Annotated in this window: 12 protein-coding genes; 4 read left to right on the top strand and 8 right to left on the bottom strand. The window is 71.0% G+C overall.

Annotation, left to right across the window (positions count from 1 at the left end):
* Positions 1-139 precede the first annotated feature (139 nt).
* The 4 genes from ACFYMP_RS10300 to ACFYMP_RS10285 all read right to left on the bottom strand — a co-directional run bounded on the left by ACFYMP_RS10300 (position 140) and on the right by ACFYMP_RS10285 (position 5,203).
* Positions 140-694: a hypothetical protein gene (locus ACFYMP_RS10300; protein ID WP_388853667.1), complete on the bottom strand. Its 555-nt coding sequence runs from the start codon at positions 692-694 to the stop codon at positions 140-142.
* The gene (locus ACFYMP_RS10295; protein WP_388853664.1) at positions 651-2,723 is read right to left on the bottom strand and encodes a hypothetical protein; all 2,073 of its coding nucleotides are present in this window, start codon (positions 2,721-2,723) and stop codon (positions 651-653) included. Before ACFYMP_RS10295 ends, ACFYMP_RS10300 begins: the two co-directional genes overlap by 44 nt.
* 530 nt (positions 2,724-3,253) lie before the next feature.
* The gene (locus ACFYMP_RS10290) at positions 3,254-4,039 is read right to left on the bottom strand and encodes an SDR family oxidoreductase (RefSeq protein ID WP_388853661.1); all 786 of its coding nucleotides are present in this window, start codon (positions 4,037-4,039) and stop codon (positions 3,254-3,256) included.
* Positions 4,040-4,189: 150 nt separating this feature from the next.
* Positions 4,190-5,203, bottom strand: coding sequence for a LysR family transcriptional regulator (locus ACFYMP_RS10285; RefSeq protein WP_388853658.1), 1,014 nt, complete (start codon positions 5,201-5,203; stop codon positions 4,190-4,192).
* Positions 5,204-5,274: 71 nt separating this feature from the next.
* Here ACFYMP_RS10285 and ACFYMP_RS10280 point away from each other — a divergent pair, with 71 nt between their 5' ends.
* Complete coding sequence (locus ACFYMP_RS10280) at positions 5,275-6,432, top strand: C4-dicarboxylate ABC transporter (protein ID WP_388853655.1); 1,158 nt, start codon at positions 5,275-5,277, stop codon at positions 6,430-6,432.
* Here ACFYMP_RS10280 and ACFYMP_RS10275 read toward each other — a convergent pair.
* The 4 genes from ACFYMP_RS10275 to ACFYMP_RS10260 all read right to left on the bottom strand — a co-directional run bounded on the left by ACFYMP_RS10275 (position 6,350) and on the right by ACFYMP_RS10260 (position 12,528).
* Positions 6,350-7,099 carry a helical backbone metal receptor gene (locus ACFYMP_RS10275; protein ID WP_388853652.1) on the bottom strand — a complete coding sequence of 250 codons (750 nt, stop codon included), beginning with the start codon at positions 7,097-7,099 and terminating at the stop codon, positions 6,350-6,352. The genes ACFYMP_RS10280 and ACFYMP_RS10275 overlap by 83 nt on opposite strands.
* Positions 7,096-7,662, bottom strand: a complete 567-nt coding sequence (locus ACFYMP_RS10270) for a helix-turn-helix domain-containing protein (protein WP_388853649.1) — start codon at positions 7,660-7,662, stop codon at positions 7,096-7,098. Before ACFYMP_RS10270 ends, ACFYMP_RS10275 begins: the two co-directional genes overlap by 4 nt.
* Before the next feature lie 278 nt (positions 7,663-7,940).
* Positions 7,941-11,384, bottom strand: a complete 3,444-nt coding sequence (locus ACFYMP_RS10265) for an ABC transporter permease/substrate binding protein (RefSeq protein ID WP_388853646.1) — start codon at positions 11,382-11,384, stop codon at positions 7,941-7,943.
* Positions 11,377-12,528 carry a glycine betaine/L-proline ABC transporter ATP-binding protein gene (locus ACFYMP_RS10260; RefSeq protein WP_388853643.1) on the bottom strand — a complete coding sequence of 384 codons (1,152 nt, stop codon included), beginning with the start codon at positions 12,526-12,528 and terminating at the stop codon, positions 11,377-11,379. The genes ACFYMP_RS10265 and ACFYMP_RS10260 overlap by 8 nt, the downstream gene beginning before the upstream one ends.
* A gap of 353 nt (positions 12,529-12,881) precedes the next feature.
* On the opposite strand from ACFYMP_RS10260, the gene ACFYMP_RS10255 reads away from it, so the two are divergent.
* The 3 genes from ACFYMP_RS10255 to ACFYMP_RS10245 all read left to right on the top strand — a co-directional run bounded on the left by ACFYMP_RS10255 (position 12,882) and on the right by ACFYMP_RS10245 (position 15,812).
* Entirely contained in the window at positions 12,882-13,790 is a 909-nt protein-coding gene (locus tag ACFYMP_RS10255; RefSeq protein ID WP_388854270.1) for a 5'-3' exonuclease H3TH domain-containing protein, read from the top strand.
* A gap of 54 nt (positions 13,791-13,844) precedes the next feature.
* The gene (locus ACFYMP_RS10250) at positions 13,845-14,693 is read left to right on the top strand and encodes a siderophore-interacting protein (protein WP_388853640.1); all 849 of its coding nucleotides are present in this window, start codon (positions 13,845-13,847) and stop codon (positions 14,691-14,693) included.
* Positions 14,694-14,756: 63 nt separating this feature from the next.
* A complete protein-coding gene (locus ACFYMP_RS10245) occupies positions 14,757-15,812 on the top strand; it encodes a pseudouridine synthase (RefSeq protein WP_388853637.1) in 1,056 nt (351 codons plus the stop codon).
* Positions 15,813-15,817: the final 5 nt, after the last annotated feature.

The following is a 15,817-nucleotide window of genomic DNA, read 5'->3' as shown; positions in this document are numbered from 1 at the left end:
ACCGGATCGCCTGGCGGGCCTGAGGCACGGCCCGGCTACGCGCGCCGGGCCACCGCGGCGCTCGCTTGCCGTCCGTCACGCCCTGCGCGTGTGCCCCCTCGGCCCTGTCGGCCGAGGGGGCACACGTGTCGCGCGGAGGCTAGCGCTCGACCTTGAGTTCCAGTTCGCAGTCAAGGGTCTGCGTGAACTCTTCGTTTCCCTGACGGTACTGGAACCGGCAGTGCTTGATGTTTTTCTCGGGTGGTGAGGTGATGCGGATTCTGGCCTGGAAGAATATGTCGCTGTCCTTCTTGGCCGGGACCTTCACCGGGGAGTCCGCGTAGTTCTTCAGGCGTGCGAAGTCGGGTGTGTCCGATTCCCCTTCGAGCGCCAGCAGGGGTAGTCCGTCGGTGTCGTTCACATTGTAGGCGGCGTAGCTGACCACCTTGAGCCCCTTGGGGGGATCGACGATACTCGCCCCGGTGATCTCGATGGGCCGGCTGCTCACATTGCGTGGCACGGGAAGTGCGAAGTACCACGTCTGCCCGGTTCTCGCGTGGGTGTTGCCGACCGTGCCGCTCGACTGTGTTCCTTCCGCGTCCAGCGCGTGGCCCTTGCTCTGCGCGTCGGAGCAGCCGGCGAGGAGAAGACAGATCAGCAGCGCCGCACCTCTAGTACGAGTAGAAGACGCCCGGCTTGCCCGAAGGGCTGTCATTCTTTCCCCAGATGTAGTGCTTGGAGTTCTTCCGGTCACCGGCGGTGATGCGCTGCCGGTGGTCACGGTCGTAACCGGTGGATCCGCCCAGGGAGACACCGAAGGCGCTGACCGCGCCGGACCACTTGACGCTGCGGTTCTTTCCCAGCTGGAAGTAGGAGCCCCGGGCCACGTAGGCGCGGTGGGACTTGGGAGAGTCGAGGTACTTCAAGCCGTCCTTGCTCCGGACGTCCTTACCGTACTTTCCGGTGGCGCCACCCGCGGGGATCGAGTACTTACCGGGCTTGATCACGTAGCGCGTGAAGGTGTTGTTGCCGCCGCACTTCCACGTCTCCTTGTACTTGGTGTACTTGATCGGCACCTTCCACTGCTTGGCGTAGTAGGGGCCCTTGTTGGTGTAGCCCGTGGTGACGCTCATGGACGATCCCAGGCTCGCGCTTCCCGTGATGGTCCAGTTGCTTCCCGTCTTGGCCGCGACGTCGACGGTGGAGGACAGCTTGCTGTCGTAGTCGACGGAGGCCTTCGCGTCCCAGTAGGCGTGGCCCTCGCCCACCGTGGTGTAGTAGACCTTCTTGTCGACGGTCTTGGTCTTCGTGCGGTCGCATCCCCCGTCCATGGGCACCACGGCGAGGGACTTGGTGTCCTGTCCGCCTACGAGGTAGGGGTTGAACCCGGTCGGCAGGTCCCCGGTCGCGTTCTGCCACTTGGGCAGCGGGCTGTCGCCCAGCGTGTCGGTGGGGCTCGACTCCTGCTTCTCGGCCCAGCTGTTGGCGTAGTCAGCCGTCAGCTGGGAACGCCTCGCCGGGTCCTGCGACTCGCTCAGGGCCGACACCTCGCCGTCGGCCTCGGAGGTGGCGCCCAGCGGCAGCAGTTCCGCGGGCTGTTCGCTCTCGTCGTCGGCGAGGGCCAGGCCGCGCGCCGACGCGGAGGCCGCGGCCGGTGCGGCCGTGAGGTGGGTGATGCCGCCCATGGGGACACCGGTCTTCGTGGTGCCCGTCGCGGTCGCCATCGCGTTGACGATCCCGCCGTTCTCGTCCGCGGCCTGGCGCACCTCGGCGGGCAGGGTCTTGGGAAGCTTCAGGGTCCAGCTTCCGTCGGCCGCGGTCACGGCCGTGCCGAGCGTGGGCAGGACGACCTCGGAGCCGTCCTCGGGCACGGTGTCGACGGCCTCGACGCTGACGGTCAGTCCGGCGGCGGGCGCGCCGTTGCCGAGGACGAACTTGCCCTTGAGTACCTCGGGTGCGCCGGGGGCGGGCGGTGTGCCGGGTTCCTCCGCCACGGCCGCGGGGGCGTCGGGGTCGTCCGCGGCCGCGCCCAGGGTGGGCTTCTCCTCGCCGGCGTCCGCCAGGCAGGTGGCCGTGTCCGCGAGCACCTCTCCGCTCAGCCCGGCCCCGTACTCGGGGTTGGTGGCGGTGAGGCCCTGAGCCGCCGTGTAGGCGCGCACCGTACCGTCGCTCGCGGTCGTCCGCACAGCGCCGGGGCCGGCCGCCCAGCCCTGGGTCTGCGAGGCGTCGACGGTGCCCACGACGGTCCCCTGAGCCGGGAAGCCCGGACGCGGGGTGGCCGTGTAGGCCCACGCGCGGATGACGCCGTTGGTGAGCGTGTACGTCGTCGATCCGACCGCCCACACGTCATCGGCCTTGGTGAACGCGACCACGGCGGGGTGGTCGAAGGCCAGAACCTCCGGGTCGAGCGACAGATCTCCCGCACCCGTGAGCGGAGCGCTCTGGTGGAAGAACTCCAGCTTTCCGCCGCCGTGGATGGAGAAGATCAGGTCTCCGTTGGACCAGACGCGGTTGTGGCGTGCCGTCCAGTTGACGTCGTACGTCTTCACCGGCGTCAGAAGATTTCCACCGGTGTCCGTGCGGTCCTGGTAGGTCTTCAGCCCCCCGGCCGCCGTCACCTCGTAGATGACGCCGTGCCCGCCGGAGAAATAGTAGCTGCCGCTGTTCAGCTTGGCCGTTTTCCCGGCGTCGATGAGATTGGAGTCGGTGGAGTTCGCCGGATTCCAGTCGACGTACTTCGTCAAAAGATTCCCGGCAGGATTAATGAGGTAGGCCGACGCCTTGGTCTGGCAAGCCGACGCAGCGAAAGCCTTGGCGGATTCCCCCGTGAACTGCGGAGCGACGACCGCACCCGCGGTCAAGGCTGCGACGAAAACACCGCTTGCCGCCGTACGGGAAAGTCTTCGCAGGTTCCTGTTTAACACGCAATTCCCCCCTGGTCCGAGAGACCGAAACTCTTCGGCCTCTCTTTGGAGGCAATGAAAGCACGACCGGAGATTCCTTCGAAGTATCTTCACGAAGACGGTGACCGGGTTGACACTTTTCAGGCCCGATGTCCGTTTCGTTTTCTCATTTTCTGAGATTCACCTGAGGTGAATTTGAGGAATCAACGCACCGGAGTTCTGTATTCCGCCGCGGCGGCGGCCGGAGTCCGCAGGGCGCAGACGGCGAGGCCGCGCCGGACCCGTCGCGCGGAGCGCGTATCGCCGGTCCGCACGCGCGAGGCGTCCTCGAACTCAAGCGCCGTTGACGGCCGGTCCGTCCCCGGCTCGGGTCACTGGGCGATCCCTCCGTTGCTCTTCAGCGACTGGCCGTTGACCCACTGTCCCTGCGGTGAGCACAGGAACTCGACGAGGTGGGCGGTGTCCTCGGGGGTGCCGAGCCGTCCCAGCGGGGTGTGGCGCACGAGCCGCCCGCGCAGTTCCCCGGACATCCAGCCGGTGTCCACCGGCCCGGGGTTGACCACGTTGGCGCTCACGCCCAGGTGGGCGAACTCGTGGGCCGCGGCGAGGGTGATGCGGTCCAGTGCCCCCTTGCTCGCCCCGTACGGCAGGTTGTGGACGGTGTGGTCGCTCGTGAGGGCGATGATCCGTCCGGTGCCGGGCGGACCGCCGAACCGCGAGCCGAACGCGCGGATCAGCAGCCAGGTGGCGCGCGCGTTGACCGCGAAGTGGCGGTCAAAGCTCTCGACGGTCGTGTCGAGCAGGCCGGAGTCGACCGATTCGGCGTGGCACATGACGAGAGCCGTGATTCCCCCGAGCCGGCGTGCGGCCTCGTCGAGGACGCGCTCGGGGACATCCGGGTCGGCGAGGTCCGCCTCGATCGCCGTGGTGGCGGCGCCGTGCCCGGCGAGTCCGGCGGCGATCTTCTCCGCCGCCCGTTCCTCGGCCCCCCAGGTCATGCGCGCGTCGTAGGGGCTCCAGTAGGTGAAGGCGATGTCCCAGCCCGCGGCGGCGAGCCGGTGCGCGACGCCCGCGCCGATCCCGGCGGTGCGGCCCACACCGGTGACCAGGGCGACCGGGCGGGGTGTCGCAGGTGTCGGGGTGTCAGAAGTGGTCATGCTTCCTCATGGTCCGGGCCGAGCCTCGGGCGGCGCAACCGGATTGCGGGCGCCCCGCGCCCCGTCAGCCCCGCCTCGCCGGCTCCACTGCCTTCGGCCTCTCCCCGTCAGCTCCACTGCCGTCAGCCCCGCCTCGCCGATCCCGCCTCGTCAGTCCCGTCTCGTCAGTCCCAGCAGGTCTCGTGCGGGTCCGGCCGGGCGGTGGCCCTTGGGCCACACGGCGCGCAGCGCGCGGTCCAGGGGGGTTCCGCGCACCGGCACGGGGACGAGCCGGCGGGCCACCAGCTCCTCGCCGACGGCCAGTTCGCTCAGGACGGCGGGGCCCGCCCCGCTGAGGGCCGCCGACTTCACGGCCGTGGTCGAGGAGAGTTCCAGCAAGGGCGCGGCGAGCCCGCCGTACGGCACGAGGGCCGCGTCCAGTACCTGGCGGGTGCCGGAGCCCTCCTCCCGCAGGATGAGCGGGGTGCGGGCGAGTTCGGCCGGGTCCAGGCCCTCCCGCAGCAGCGCCCAGGGGTGGCCGGGCGCGACGAGCAGGAGCAGCCGGTCGCGGGCGACGACGGCCGAGTCGACCCCGGCGGGCGCGGCGATCCCCTCCACGAACCCGAGGTCGGCCTCCCCGGCGAGGAGCCCTTCGACCACGGCACGGGAGTTGCCCGCGCGCAGCGACACGGCCGTGCCGGGGCGCAGCCGGCGCAGCGCCACGAGCCAGTCGGGCAGCAGGTACTCGCCGACCGTCATGCTCGCGGCGACCCGCAGGCGCGAGTCCCTGCGGGTGCGCAGCGCCTGCGCGCCCGCGTCGAAGGCCTCGGCGGCCTCGACGACGCGGCGGGCCCAGCCGGAGACGAGGACTCCGGTGTCGGTGAGCCGCGAGCCGCGCGGGGAGCGGTCCACGAGGTCGGCGCCGAGGCGCTGTTCGAGAGCGCGGACCCGGCCGCTCGCGGCGGGCTGGCTGATGCCGAGTTCGCGGGCGGCCCGGCCGAGGCTGCCGAGCCGGGCGACGGCCAGGAGCAGTTCGAGCGCTCCGAGGTCGGGGACGCGGTGCGAGAGGGGCTTCGCGGCGGGGGCCGTGCGGGGTGGCGCGGTGCCCTCGGCCGCCGGTCCCGCCCCGGCCCCACGCCGCACGTGCCCCGCCCCTTCCCCGGTCCTGCGCTGTGCCTCGGTCATCGGTCCACCTTATGCCCTCATAGCCGTATCGTCCCTGGTGGGAGGGGGGTGGGCCAGGAAAGGCTGGGGGTATGACCGTCCTCGCTCCGCCTCGTGCCGGTACCGTCCCGCCTCCGTCCGCTCCCGCGTCCCGGCTGGGGGAGCTGGGCCCGCACCACTACGCGGCGGTCATGGGGACGGCGATCCTGTCGACGGCCGGTGCCTCGCTGCCGGTCGGGGTGCCGGGGCTCGGCGGGCTGTGCGAGGGGCTGTGGGCGCTGTCGGTCCTGACGCTGCTCGTGCTGTTGGCCGCGCGCGCCCTGTTCTGGTCCCGGTACCCGGGCCGGGCACGGGAGGCGCTGCGGGACCCGGCGACGGCCCCGTTCTACGGGTGTCTGCCGATGGCCTTCCTCGCGGTGGGCGCGGCGACGCTGCACGCGGGCCGCGCGGTGCTCGGCGCGCAGGTGTCGACGGCGGTGGCCTGGGCGCTGTTCGTGGTGGGAACCGTACTCGGCCTGGTGGTCGCGGTGGGTGTTCCGCTGCTCATGGCGGTGGGCGGCACCGCGCGGATCGCCGACGTCTCCCCGGTGTGGCTGCTGCCGCTGGTGTGCCCGATGGTGTCCGCCTCACTGGGCCCGCAGCTCGCGCCGCACCTCTCCTCCGTCCCGGCGCGCGCCACCCTGCTGTACGGCTGTCTCGCGCTGTTCGGCATGTCGCTGCTGGCGACGCTCGCCCTGCTGCCGCTGATCGTGGGGCGGCTGCTGGCGGGCGGGCCCTGGCCGCTCGCGCTGACCCCCTCGCTGTTCCTGGTCCTCGGCCCGCTCGGGCAGTCCACGACGGCGGCGGGCGCGTTCGGCTCCGTGGCGCGCGGGGCGCTTCCGGCACCTTTCGCGGCCGGCTTCACGGCGTTCGGGGTGCTGTACGGCGTTCCGGTGCTCGGCTTCGCCCTGCTGTGGCTGGCGCTGGCGGGGGCGCTGGTGGCGCGGGCGCTGCGCCGGGGGCTGCGGCCCGCACCGACGTGGTGGGCCTTCACCTTCCCGGTGGGGACCTGTGTGACGGGGGCGACCGGCCTCGCCGGGCTCACCGGGCTGGAGGTCTACCGCTGGGGGGCGGCGGCCCTGTACGCGTTCCTCGTGGTGGCGTGGTGCGCGGCGGTCCTCGGCACGCTCAGGCCGCTGGTGCGCGGGGGTGGCGCAACGCCTGCCCCAGGCGGCGCGCGGCCGGACCGAGCGAGGGCCCGTACCACGTGAGGTCACGGCCGCTGACGAGGGCGGCGGGTACGGAGAAGGACTCGGGTCCGTCGCTCGTGGTGAAGCGGTAGGGCTCGTCGGGCAGGACGACGAGTTGCGGTGCGCCGCGCTCCAGCTCCCGCGGCGCGATCCGGGGGTAGCGCTCGGTGTGCCCGGCGTACACGTTGCGTACGCCGAGCCGGTCGAGGAGGTCACCGGCGAAGGTGTCCCGGCCGAGCACCATCCAGGGCCTGCGCCATACGGGGACGACGGCGCGCACCGGTTCGGGCAGGGCGGGCGGCGACTCCCACGCGGCCGCGGCCTCGTCGAGCCAGCGGGGCCGCCCGCTCCCGCAGGCGGCGAGGACACGGTCGAGTTCGGCGAGGGCCTGCGGGAGGTCGCGGACGTGCGTCACGAGGACCTCGGTACCGGCGGCGCGCAGGGCGTCGAGGTCGGCGGGCCGGTTCTCCTCCTCGTTGGCGAGGACCAGATCGGGCCGCAGGGCGGTGATCCGGGCGGTGTCCGGGTTCTTGGTCCCGCCGATGCGGGCGACGTCCAGTGCGGCCGGGTGGGTGCACCAGTCGGTGGCGGCGACGAGCAGTCCCGGCGCGGTCTCGGCCAGGGCCTCGGTGAGCGAGGGCACGAGGGAGACGACGCGCGGGGGCCGCGAGGTGCGCGCCGCACTCACTTGGGTGGCGCCTCGGTCGCCTCGATGTGGTCGCCGACCGCCACCACGAGCAGCCGGGTGTCGGGTTCGGTGGCCCGCCAGCGGTGCCGTACGCCGCCGCTCAGGTAGAGGGTGTCGCCGGCGCCGAGCTGGTGGACACGGCCCTCCGCCTCGGCCTCGGCGGCTCCGTCGGCGACGTAGAGCAGGGTGTCGTTGCGGTACTGGAACTCGCGGCCGGGGTCGTGGTCCCCGCAGTACTCCATGGCTTGCATCTGGTGCTGTCCGCGCACCAGGGGCCGCACGGCGGGGTCGGGGGCCATGAGGCCGGTGTCGTCCTCGGAGCGGACCACGTCCACGGTGTGGGCGGGGTCGGCGGCGGCGAGCAGTTCCCCGGTGGTGGTCTCCAGCGCCTCGGCGACCAGGCGCAGCGAGCGCAGCGAGGGGCGGGCGCGTTCGTTCTCGACCTGGCTGAGGAAGGGCACCGAGAGGCCGGAGCGGCGGGCGACGACGGCGAGGGTCAGGTCGAGGGCGCGCCGGCGGCGCCGTACGGCGTTGCCGACCCGTGGTGCTTCCTTCTCGTCCATCGCTGGTGCTCCCTCCTGCCCGCGGCTCCCCGAGGGGGATGAGTGAAGCCTACGCAGGTTCTGTGCCGCGTGGGGCCGGGGCGGGAAGTGCGGTGGGCGGGCGGACCGGCGCCCGTGACGCGTGGGGCCGGTGGTGCGCCGGGCGGCCGGCCCCGGCGACCAAGCACCGAGGAGCGGCCTGCGGCCACGCGAAAGGGGCGGGCTCCGGTCACGGAGTCCGCCCCTTTCCCGGGCAGGTGGGTCACCGGCGGCGGGTCACCGCCGCAGGGCCCGGCCGCTTACTGCGGGGCCATCTTGTCGACGGTGCCCGGGTGCTTCTTGACCCAGGCGTCGACGGCCTCCTCCTCGTGCCCGGTGCCGAACTTGTGCAGTTCGTTCTCCAGTCCGGACAGCTCGGTGTCGCTCATCTTGAAGTCCTTGAGCCACTCGTTGAGCTGCGGGTACTGCTTCGGGAACTTCTTGGAGGCGACGGTGGTGATGCGGTCGCCCTTGCCGAAGGAGCCCTTCGGGTCCTTGAGCTTGGTCAGGTCGTACTGGTTGTACGCCCAGTGCGGCGACCACAGCATGACCGCGATCGGCTCCTTCTTGGCGTACGCCCGCTTCAGCTCGGACAGCATGCCGGGGGTGGAGCCGTCGACGACCTTGTACTCCTTGTCGAGGCCGTAGGAGGGGAGCACCTTGTTCTTCAGGATGTCCATGGTCGCGGTGCCCGGCTCGATGCCGACCACCCGGCCCTTGAACTCCCCGCCCTTGCCCTTCAGGTCGGCCAGGGACTTGACGTCCTTGACGTAGGAGGGCACGGCGATCTCCAGGGAGGTGGGCGAGTACCACTCCCCCACCTTGGTGAGCTTGCTGCCGTACTTGTCCCAGTAGTTCTTCTGGGTGTAGGGCAGCCAGCCGTCGAACTGCGCGTCGAGCTGTCCGCGCGCCATGGCGGCGTACATCGGGCCGACCTCGAACTGCTTGAGGTTCATCTTGTAGCCGCGCTCCTCCAGGACGTGCTTCCAGAGGTAGGTGGCGGCGATGTCCTCTTCCCAGGGGAACCAGGCCACGTTCAGCGGCCGGGTGCGCTCGTCCTTGCCGTCGGAGTTCTTCGAGACGCTCTTCGCGGTGCTGCCGCCCTTGACGGGGGCGAGCTTGTCGACCAGGCCCGGGTTGTCCTTCAGCCAGGTGCGCACGGCCTCCTGCTGCTTGCCCTTGCCCGCGTCCTGGACGGCCGCCTCAAGACTCGTGAGCTGCTTCTCCGTCAGCTTGAAGTCCTTGAGCCACTTCGCGAGCTCGGGCTGGTCCTTGGAGAAGCCCTTGCGGGCGAGGGTGTGGACGGTGTCGCCCTTGCCCCAGCTGTTCTTCGTGTCCTTCAGCTTGGTCAGGTCGTACTTGTTGTACGCCCAGTGCGGCGACCACAGCGTGACCGCGATGGGCTCCTTCTTCTTGTACGCCCGGTCCAGCTCCGCCAGCATGCCCGGCGTCGAACCGTCCACGACCTTGTACTTCGACAGGCCGTAGTCCTTCACGACCTTGTCCTTCAGCAGCCCCATCTCACCGGCCGACGGCTCGATACCGACGATCCGGTTCTTGAACTGCGACTCCTTGCCCTTCAGGTCGTCCATGGACTTGACGCCCTTGACGTACGAGGGCACCGCGATCTCCAGAGACGTGGGCCCGTACCAGGAGCCGAGGTCCTCAAGTCTGTCGCCGTACTTCTTCCAGTAGTGCGCGTGCGTGGTCGGCAGCCAGGAGTCGGTCTCGAAGTCGACCTGCCCGTTGGCCATACCCGTGTACAGCGCCCCGGCCTCGTACTGCTTCGCGTCGACCTTGAACCCGCGGCGCTCCAGGATCTCCTTCCACAGGAAGGTGGAGGCCACGCCCTCGTCCCACGGGATGTAACCCATGCTCACGGTGTCGCCCTTGCCGACGTCCGCGGACTGGCTCTGCACGGGAGCGAACTTGTCGACCAGACCCGGGTTGTCCTTCAGCCAGGTGCGCACGGCCTCCTGCTGCTTGCCCTTGCCCGCGTCCTGGACGGCCGCCTCAAGACTCGTGAGCTGCTTCTCGTCGAGCTTGAAGTCCTTGAGCCACTGACCGACCTCGGGATTGTCCTTCGAGAAGCCCTTGCGGGCGAGGGTGTGGACGGTGTCGCCCTTGCCCCAGCTGTTCTTCGTGTCCTTCAGCTTGGTCAGGTCGTACTTGTTGTACGCCCAGTGCGGCGACCACAGCGTGACCGCGATGGGCTCCTTCTTCTTGTACGCCCGGTCCAGCTCCGCCAGCATGCCCGGCGTCGAACCGTCCACGACCTTGTACTTCGACAGGCCGTAGTCCTTCACGACCTTGTCCTTCAGCAGCCCCATCTCACCGGCCGACGGCTCGATACCGACGATCCGGTTCTTGAACTGCGACTCCTTGCCCTTCAGGTCGTCCATGGACTTGACGCCCTTGACGTAGGACGGGACCGCGATCTCCAGAGACGTGGGCCCGTACCAGGAGCCGAGGTCCTCCAGCTTGTCGCCGTACTTCTTCCAGTAGTGCGCGTGCGTGGTCGGCAGCCAGGAGTCGGTCTCGAAGTCGACCTGTCCGTTGGCCATACCCGTGTACAGCGCCCCGGCCTCGTACTGCTTCGCGTCGACCTTGAACCCGCGCTGCTCCAGGATCTCCTTCCACAGGAAGGTGGAGGCCACGCCCTCGTCCCACGGGATGTAACCCATGCTGATCGACTTGCCCTTGCCGACATTGGTCGCGTCGACGGTCTTACTGTCATCCGATCCGCCGAACACACCCATGCCGCCGGCGACGAGCGCGAGGACGACGACACCGACGACCGCGACGGTCGGCTGCGGACGGTACGTCCATATCTTCAGGCCCTGCATGGCGCGCAGGCGCGCGGCGGTGCGGCGGCCGATCGGGGAGATCTGCTCGCCGAGCGCGGCCACGATGCGGTCCAGGAAGATCGCGAGGACCACGATGGAGACGCCCGCCTCGGAACCGAGACCGATGTCGACGTTGCCGATGGCCTGGTAGACCGAGCCGCCGAGGCCGCCGGCGCCGACCATGCCCGCGATGACGACCATGGACAGGTTCAGCATGATGACCTGATTGACACCGGCCATGATGGTGGGCAGCGCCAGCGGCAGCTGGACCCGCAGCAGCGTGTTGCGCGGGGTGGTGCCGAAGGCGTCGGCCGCCTCGACCAGTTCCTTGTCGACCTGCCGGATGCCGAGTTCGGTCATCCGGACGGCCGGGGCGAACCCGAAGATGATCGTGGCCACGATGCCCGAGGGCACGCCGAGGCCGAAGAAGAAGATCGCCGGGATCAGGTAGACCATCGCCGGCATCGTCTGCGTGAAGTCCAGTACGGGCCGCACCGCGGCGCTGGCCCTGCCGGAGCGCGCCGTCCAGATTCCGAGCGGGACCCCGATCACCAGCGCGATCACGGTGGCGACGATGACCAGCGAGAAGCTGTTCATCGCCGGTTCCCACAGTTCCAGCGAGTCGATCAGCGCGAAGCCGACGAAGGAGAGCACCCCCGCCGTCAGCCCCCGCAGCCAGAAGGCGATGATCGCGAGGATGCCCGCGAGCAGCAGCGGTTCGGGCGCGGTGAGGACGGTGTTGACGCCGTCGTACATGCCCTTGGACACCGACGAGATGAAGTCGAAGAGCCAGGAGAGGTTGGTCTGGAGCCAGTCGACGATGCTGTCGACCCAGTCTCCGAGCGGAAGCCTAGGCACCGGCGATCACCTTCCCCACGCCGCTCTCGCCCCGGTCGGCGGTCGCGTCCTTCGGGGCCGGCTCGCTCTCGGCCGGGCTCATCGGCTCACCGAGCACGGCGAGCAGCCGGTCGCGCGGCACGACGCCGACGAGGTCCCCCGACTCGTCGGTGACCGCGACGGGGACCGGGCTGGTGGAGCTGGGCGAGAACAGGTCGATGATCGGCGTGGTGTCGCGCACCGTGGCGGGGGTGGCGGCCAGCAGGTCCTGCGCGGTGCGCAGCTCCCGGCCGTCGGGGGCCTTGCCGCCGAGCGCGGTGCCGACCTCGGCCATGATGGCTCCGGCCGTCAGCACCCGGGAGCGGTCCACGTCCTGGGTGAAGGCGGCCACGTAGTCGTTTGCGGGGGTGACGAGGATGTCCTCGGCGGTCCCGGTCTGCACGATCCGGCCGTCGCGCATGACGGCGATGCGGTCGCCCAGGCGCATGGCCTCGTTGAGGTCGTGCGTGATGAAGACGATGGTCTTCTTCAGCCGCTTCTGGAGCTCGACGAGCTGGTCCTGCATGTCGCGGCGGATCAGCGGGTCGAGGGCGCTGAAGGACTCGTCCATCAGGAGCAGGTCGGCGTCGGTGGCGAGCGCGCGGGCGAGCCCGACACGCTGCTGCATACCGCCGGACAGCTCGTCGGGCCAGGACTTCTCCCAGCCCTTGAGGCCGGCGAGTTCGAGCGCCTCGGTCGCCCGCTTCTCGCGCTCGGCGCGCGGCACGCCCTGAACCTCCAGCCCGTAGCCGGCGTTCTCCAGCACGCTGCGGTGCGGGAACAGGGCGAAGTGCTGGAAGACCATGCTGATCTTCTTGGCACGTACGTCCCGCATCCCGGCGGCGGACAGCTGGGTCAGGTCCTGTCCGTCGAAACGCACATGTCCGGCGGTCGGCTCCAGCAGCCCGTTGAGCATCCGCAGCAGCGTGGACTTACCGGAACCGGACAGCCCCATGACGACGAAGATCTGCCCCTCCTCCACGCTGAAGGAGGCGTCGATCACCGCGGCGGTGGTGCCCTCGGCACGAAGTTGCTCGCGGTCTGCGCCCTCGTTCAGGCGACGCACCGCGTCATCGGGTTGTCTGCCGAACACCTTGAACAGGTTCTCGGCTTGCAGCCTGGCCACATAAACCTCTCGGGTCGAACGGAAAATGGCCCGCCACCCCCGCGGGCGGGCCAGTGGAGCACTGCGGATTCATCCGCTCACCGAGGCTCATCAGGGAAATGACGCGCCGGGCCGGCTCCGGGTGCGCTGCTGCCCATGCTTAACCGAAGCAAACAGAAGAGTGACCCAGCTCACAATCCCATCATCGGCCAAAGTGCTTGCGCGGAGCCTTTTTGTGGTGTGTGCTGTGCCGCCACACCGGGCCCGCTTCCCGCACCGGGGCCTTTCGGCCACCGCGCCCCGAGGGGCGCTCCCGGGGCGCTGTCAGTGCCGTGGGGCATGATGCCGGTGTGACGCAGCGAACTTCCCGGCTCATGCTCCTGGACACCGCCTCGCTCTACTTCCGCGCCTACTTCGGCGTCCCGGAATCGGTGCGCGCCCCGGACGGGACTCCGGTCAACGCGGTGCGCGGGCTGCTCGACTTCATCGCCCGCCTGGTCCAGGACCACCGCCCAGACGCCCTCGTGGCCTGCATGGACGCGGACTGGCGGCCCCAGTGGCGGGTGGACCTGATCCCGACCTACAAGGCGCACCGGGTGGCCGAAACCACTCCATCCGGCCCGGACACCGAGGAGGTCCCCGACACCCTCAGCCCGCAGGTCCCGGTCATCGAGGCGGTGCTCGACGCCCTCGGCATCGCCCGGCTCGGCGTGCCGGAGTACGAGGCCGACGACGTGATCGGCACCCTCGCCACCCGGGCGGCGGGTCCGGTGGACATCGTGACGGGCGACCGGGACCTCTTCCAGCTGGTGGACGACGCCCGCGGGGTGCGGGTCCTGTATCCGCTGAAGGGCGTCGGCAGCCTCCAGGAGACGGACGAGGCGCTGCTGCGCGAGAAGTACGGCGTGGACGGCGCGGGGTACGCCGATCTCGCCGTCCTGCGCGGCGACCCGAGCGACGGGCTGCCGGGCGTGCCGGGCGTCGGGGAGAAGACGGCGACGAAACTGCTCGCCGCCCACGGGGACCTGGCCGGGATCATGGCGGCGGTGGACGATCCGCGCTCCGCGCTGACCCCGGCCCAGCGCCGCCGCCTGGACGAGGCCAGGCCCTATCTGTCGGTCGCGCCGGCCGTCGTCCACGTCGCCCGGGACCTGGAGGTGCCGGAGGGCTTCGACGCGGCCCTGCCCGGCGAGCCGCGCGACGCCGCACTGCTCATGGCGCTCGCCGACCGCTGGGGGCTGGGCGGCTCCCTGGACCGCTTGCTGCGCACCCTCGCGGCCTGAGCCCCGCATGGTGTTAACTTAGGGTTACCTAAGTACATCGAGCAGGGAGTCCGCATGGCTGAACGGCCGGTACGCAAGGCACCGACGACGCACTCCGCGCAGGTCCTGCGCACCGAACGGCTCACCCCGCACATGCAGCGGGTGGTGTTCGGCGGCGAGGGGCTGTCCGCCTTCTCCGCGGGCGAGTTCACGGATCACTACGTGAAACTGCTGTTCCCCGCCGAGGGCGCGGTCTACCCCGAGCCCTTCGACCTCGCGGCGATCCGCGCCGAGCTGCCCCGCGAGCAGTGGCCCGCCACCCGCACGTACTCGGTCCGGCACTGGGACGCCGGGACCGGGGAGCTGACGATCGACTTCGTGGTCCACGGCGACGAGGGCCTGGCCGGTCCCTGGGCGGCGCGGGCCCGCCCCGGCGACGTGCTGCACCTCGCCGGCCCCGGCGGCGGCTACCGGCCCCGCGCCGAGGCGGAGTGGCACCTGCTTGCGGGCGACGAGAGCGCGCTGCCCGCGATCGGCGCGGCGCTGGAGGCCATGCCGGCCGGGGCGCTCGTGCACGCCTTCGTGGAGGTCTCGGGCCCGCAGGAGGAGCAGAAGACCGAGGCGCCCGACGGGGTGGCGATCACCTGGCTGCACCGCGGCGCGCGACCGGTCGGCGAGGCCCTGGTGGAGGCGGTGCGCGGGCTCGACTTCCCCTCCTCGGACGTCGAGGTCTTCGTGCACGGTGAGGCCGGCTTCGTGAAGGAGCTGCGCCGCTGCCTGCGGGTCGAGCGCGGTATCCCGCGCGAGCGGCTGTCGATCTCCGGCTACTGGCGCCTGGGCCACAACGAGGACGGCTGGCAGGCGTCCAAGCGCGACTGGAACGCCCAGGTGGAGGCCGAGCAGGAACAGCAGCCGGCCGCCTGAGCGCCGGTGGCCCTGGGCGCCCGGCGTGCGGGACGGGGACGCGCGCGCCCGTACGCTGGCCCCATGAGCCGCAGGTCACGCCGAGCCCCCTCGCCCCTGCCCCAGCGCGAGGGCATCGACGCGGTACGGCTGCGCCTGCCCGTCGAGCGCCGCTGGCCCACCGTCCTGGACCACCTCGTGGAGCGCCTGCCGGTTCCGGCCGGGGAGGTCGAGGCCATGGTGCGCGACGGCGCGGTCGTCACGGCCGACGGCCGGCCGGTGAATCCGGGCACCGCCTACCTGCCGGGCGGCTCGGTGTGGTTCCACCGCGAGCGCGCCCCCGAGGCGGCCGTGCCCTTCGGGATCGAGGTGGTGCACCGCGACGCACACCTCGTCGTGGCCGACAAACCACACTTCCTCGCGACCACCCCGCGCGGCAGCCACATCACCGAGACGGCGCTGGCCCGGCTGCGCCGCCGCCTCGGCCTGCCCGGCCTCTCCCCCGCCCACCGGCTGGACCGGCTCACCGCCGGGCTGGTGCTGTTCACCGTGGTGCCGGGCGAACGCGGCGCGTACCAGAAGCTGTTCGCCGAGCGGCGGGTGCACAAGGAGTACGAGGCGATCGCCCCCTTCGATCCGGCGCTCGCGCTGCCGCGCACCGTGCGCAGCCGTATCGTCAAGGACCGCGGGGTGATCGCCGCGCGGGAGCAGCCGGGCGAGCCCAACGCCGTCACGGAGATCGAACTGCTGGAACACCGCCCGGTGGCCGCCCCGCCGGGTTCCGGCCCGGCCGGGACGCGTGACCTGGGCCGCTACCGTCTGCTGCCCCGCACCGGCCGCACACACCAGCTCCGGGTGCACATGAACGCCCTGGGGTTGCCCCTGCTCGGCGACCCCGTGTATCCCGAGGTGCGGGACCCGGCCCCGGACGACTACCGGCGCCCGCTCCAACTGCTCTCCCGCGTGCTGGAGTTCACCGATCCGGTGACGGGCGAGCCACGGGCCTTCGAGAGCCGGCGCACCCTGCTCGCCTGGACGGACCACGGGCGGTGGACGACCGACGGGCCGGCCACCGGCGAGGAGATCACCGGGGAAGGTGCCATCGACGGGGCGGCCGCCGGCGGAGGGGCCACCGGCTGAGGTCC

This window comes from Streptomyces sp. NPDC007088, assembly GCF_042869355.1.
Classification (GTDB): domain Bacteria; phylum Actinomycetota; class Actinomycetes; order Streptomycetales; family Streptomycetaceae; genus Streptomyces.
The sequence above is the reverse complement of the archived record's forward strand: the minus strand, read 5'-3'. Positions and strand labels throughout refer to the sequence as shown.

What these genes read in the sequence shown, in the direction of transcription:
- ACFYMP_RS10270 (WP_388853649.1), bottom strand. Translation starts at nt 7,662, where the DNA reads ATGGACGAGAAGGAAGCACCACGGGTCGGCAACGCCGTACGGCGCCGC.
- ACFYMP_RS10250 (WP_388853640.1), top strand. Translation starts at nt 13,845, where the DNA reads ATGGCTGAACGGCCGGTACGCAAGGCACCGACGACGCACTCCGCGCAG.
- ACFYMP_RS10300 (WP_388853667.1), bottom strand. Translation starts at nt 694, where the DNA reads ATGACAGCCCTTCGGGCAAGCCGGGCGTCTTCTACTCGTACTAGAGGT.
- ACFYMP_RS10245 (WP_388853637.1), top strand. Translation starts at nt 14,757, where the DNA reads ATGAGCCGCAGGTCACGCCGAGCCCCCTCGCCCCTGCCCCAGCGCGAG.
- ACFYMP_RS10290 (WP_388853661.1), bottom strand. Translation starts at nt 4,039, where the DNA reads ATGACCACTTCTGACACCCCGACACCTGCGACACCCCGCCCGGTCGCC.
- ACFYMP_RS10280 (WP_388853655.1), top strand. Translation starts at nt 5,275, where the DNA reads ATGACCGTCCTCGCTCCGCCTCGTGCCGGTACCGTCCCGCCTCCGTCC.
- ACFYMP_RS10285 (WP_388853658.1), bottom strand. Translation starts at nt 5,203, where the DNA reads ATGACCGAGGCACAGCGCAGGACCGGGGAAGGGGCGGGGCACGTGCGG.
- ACFYMP_RS10255 (WP_388854270.1), top strand. Translation starts at nt 12,882, where the DNA reads ATGCTCCTGGACACCGCCTCGCTCTACTTCCGCGCCTACTTCGGCGTC.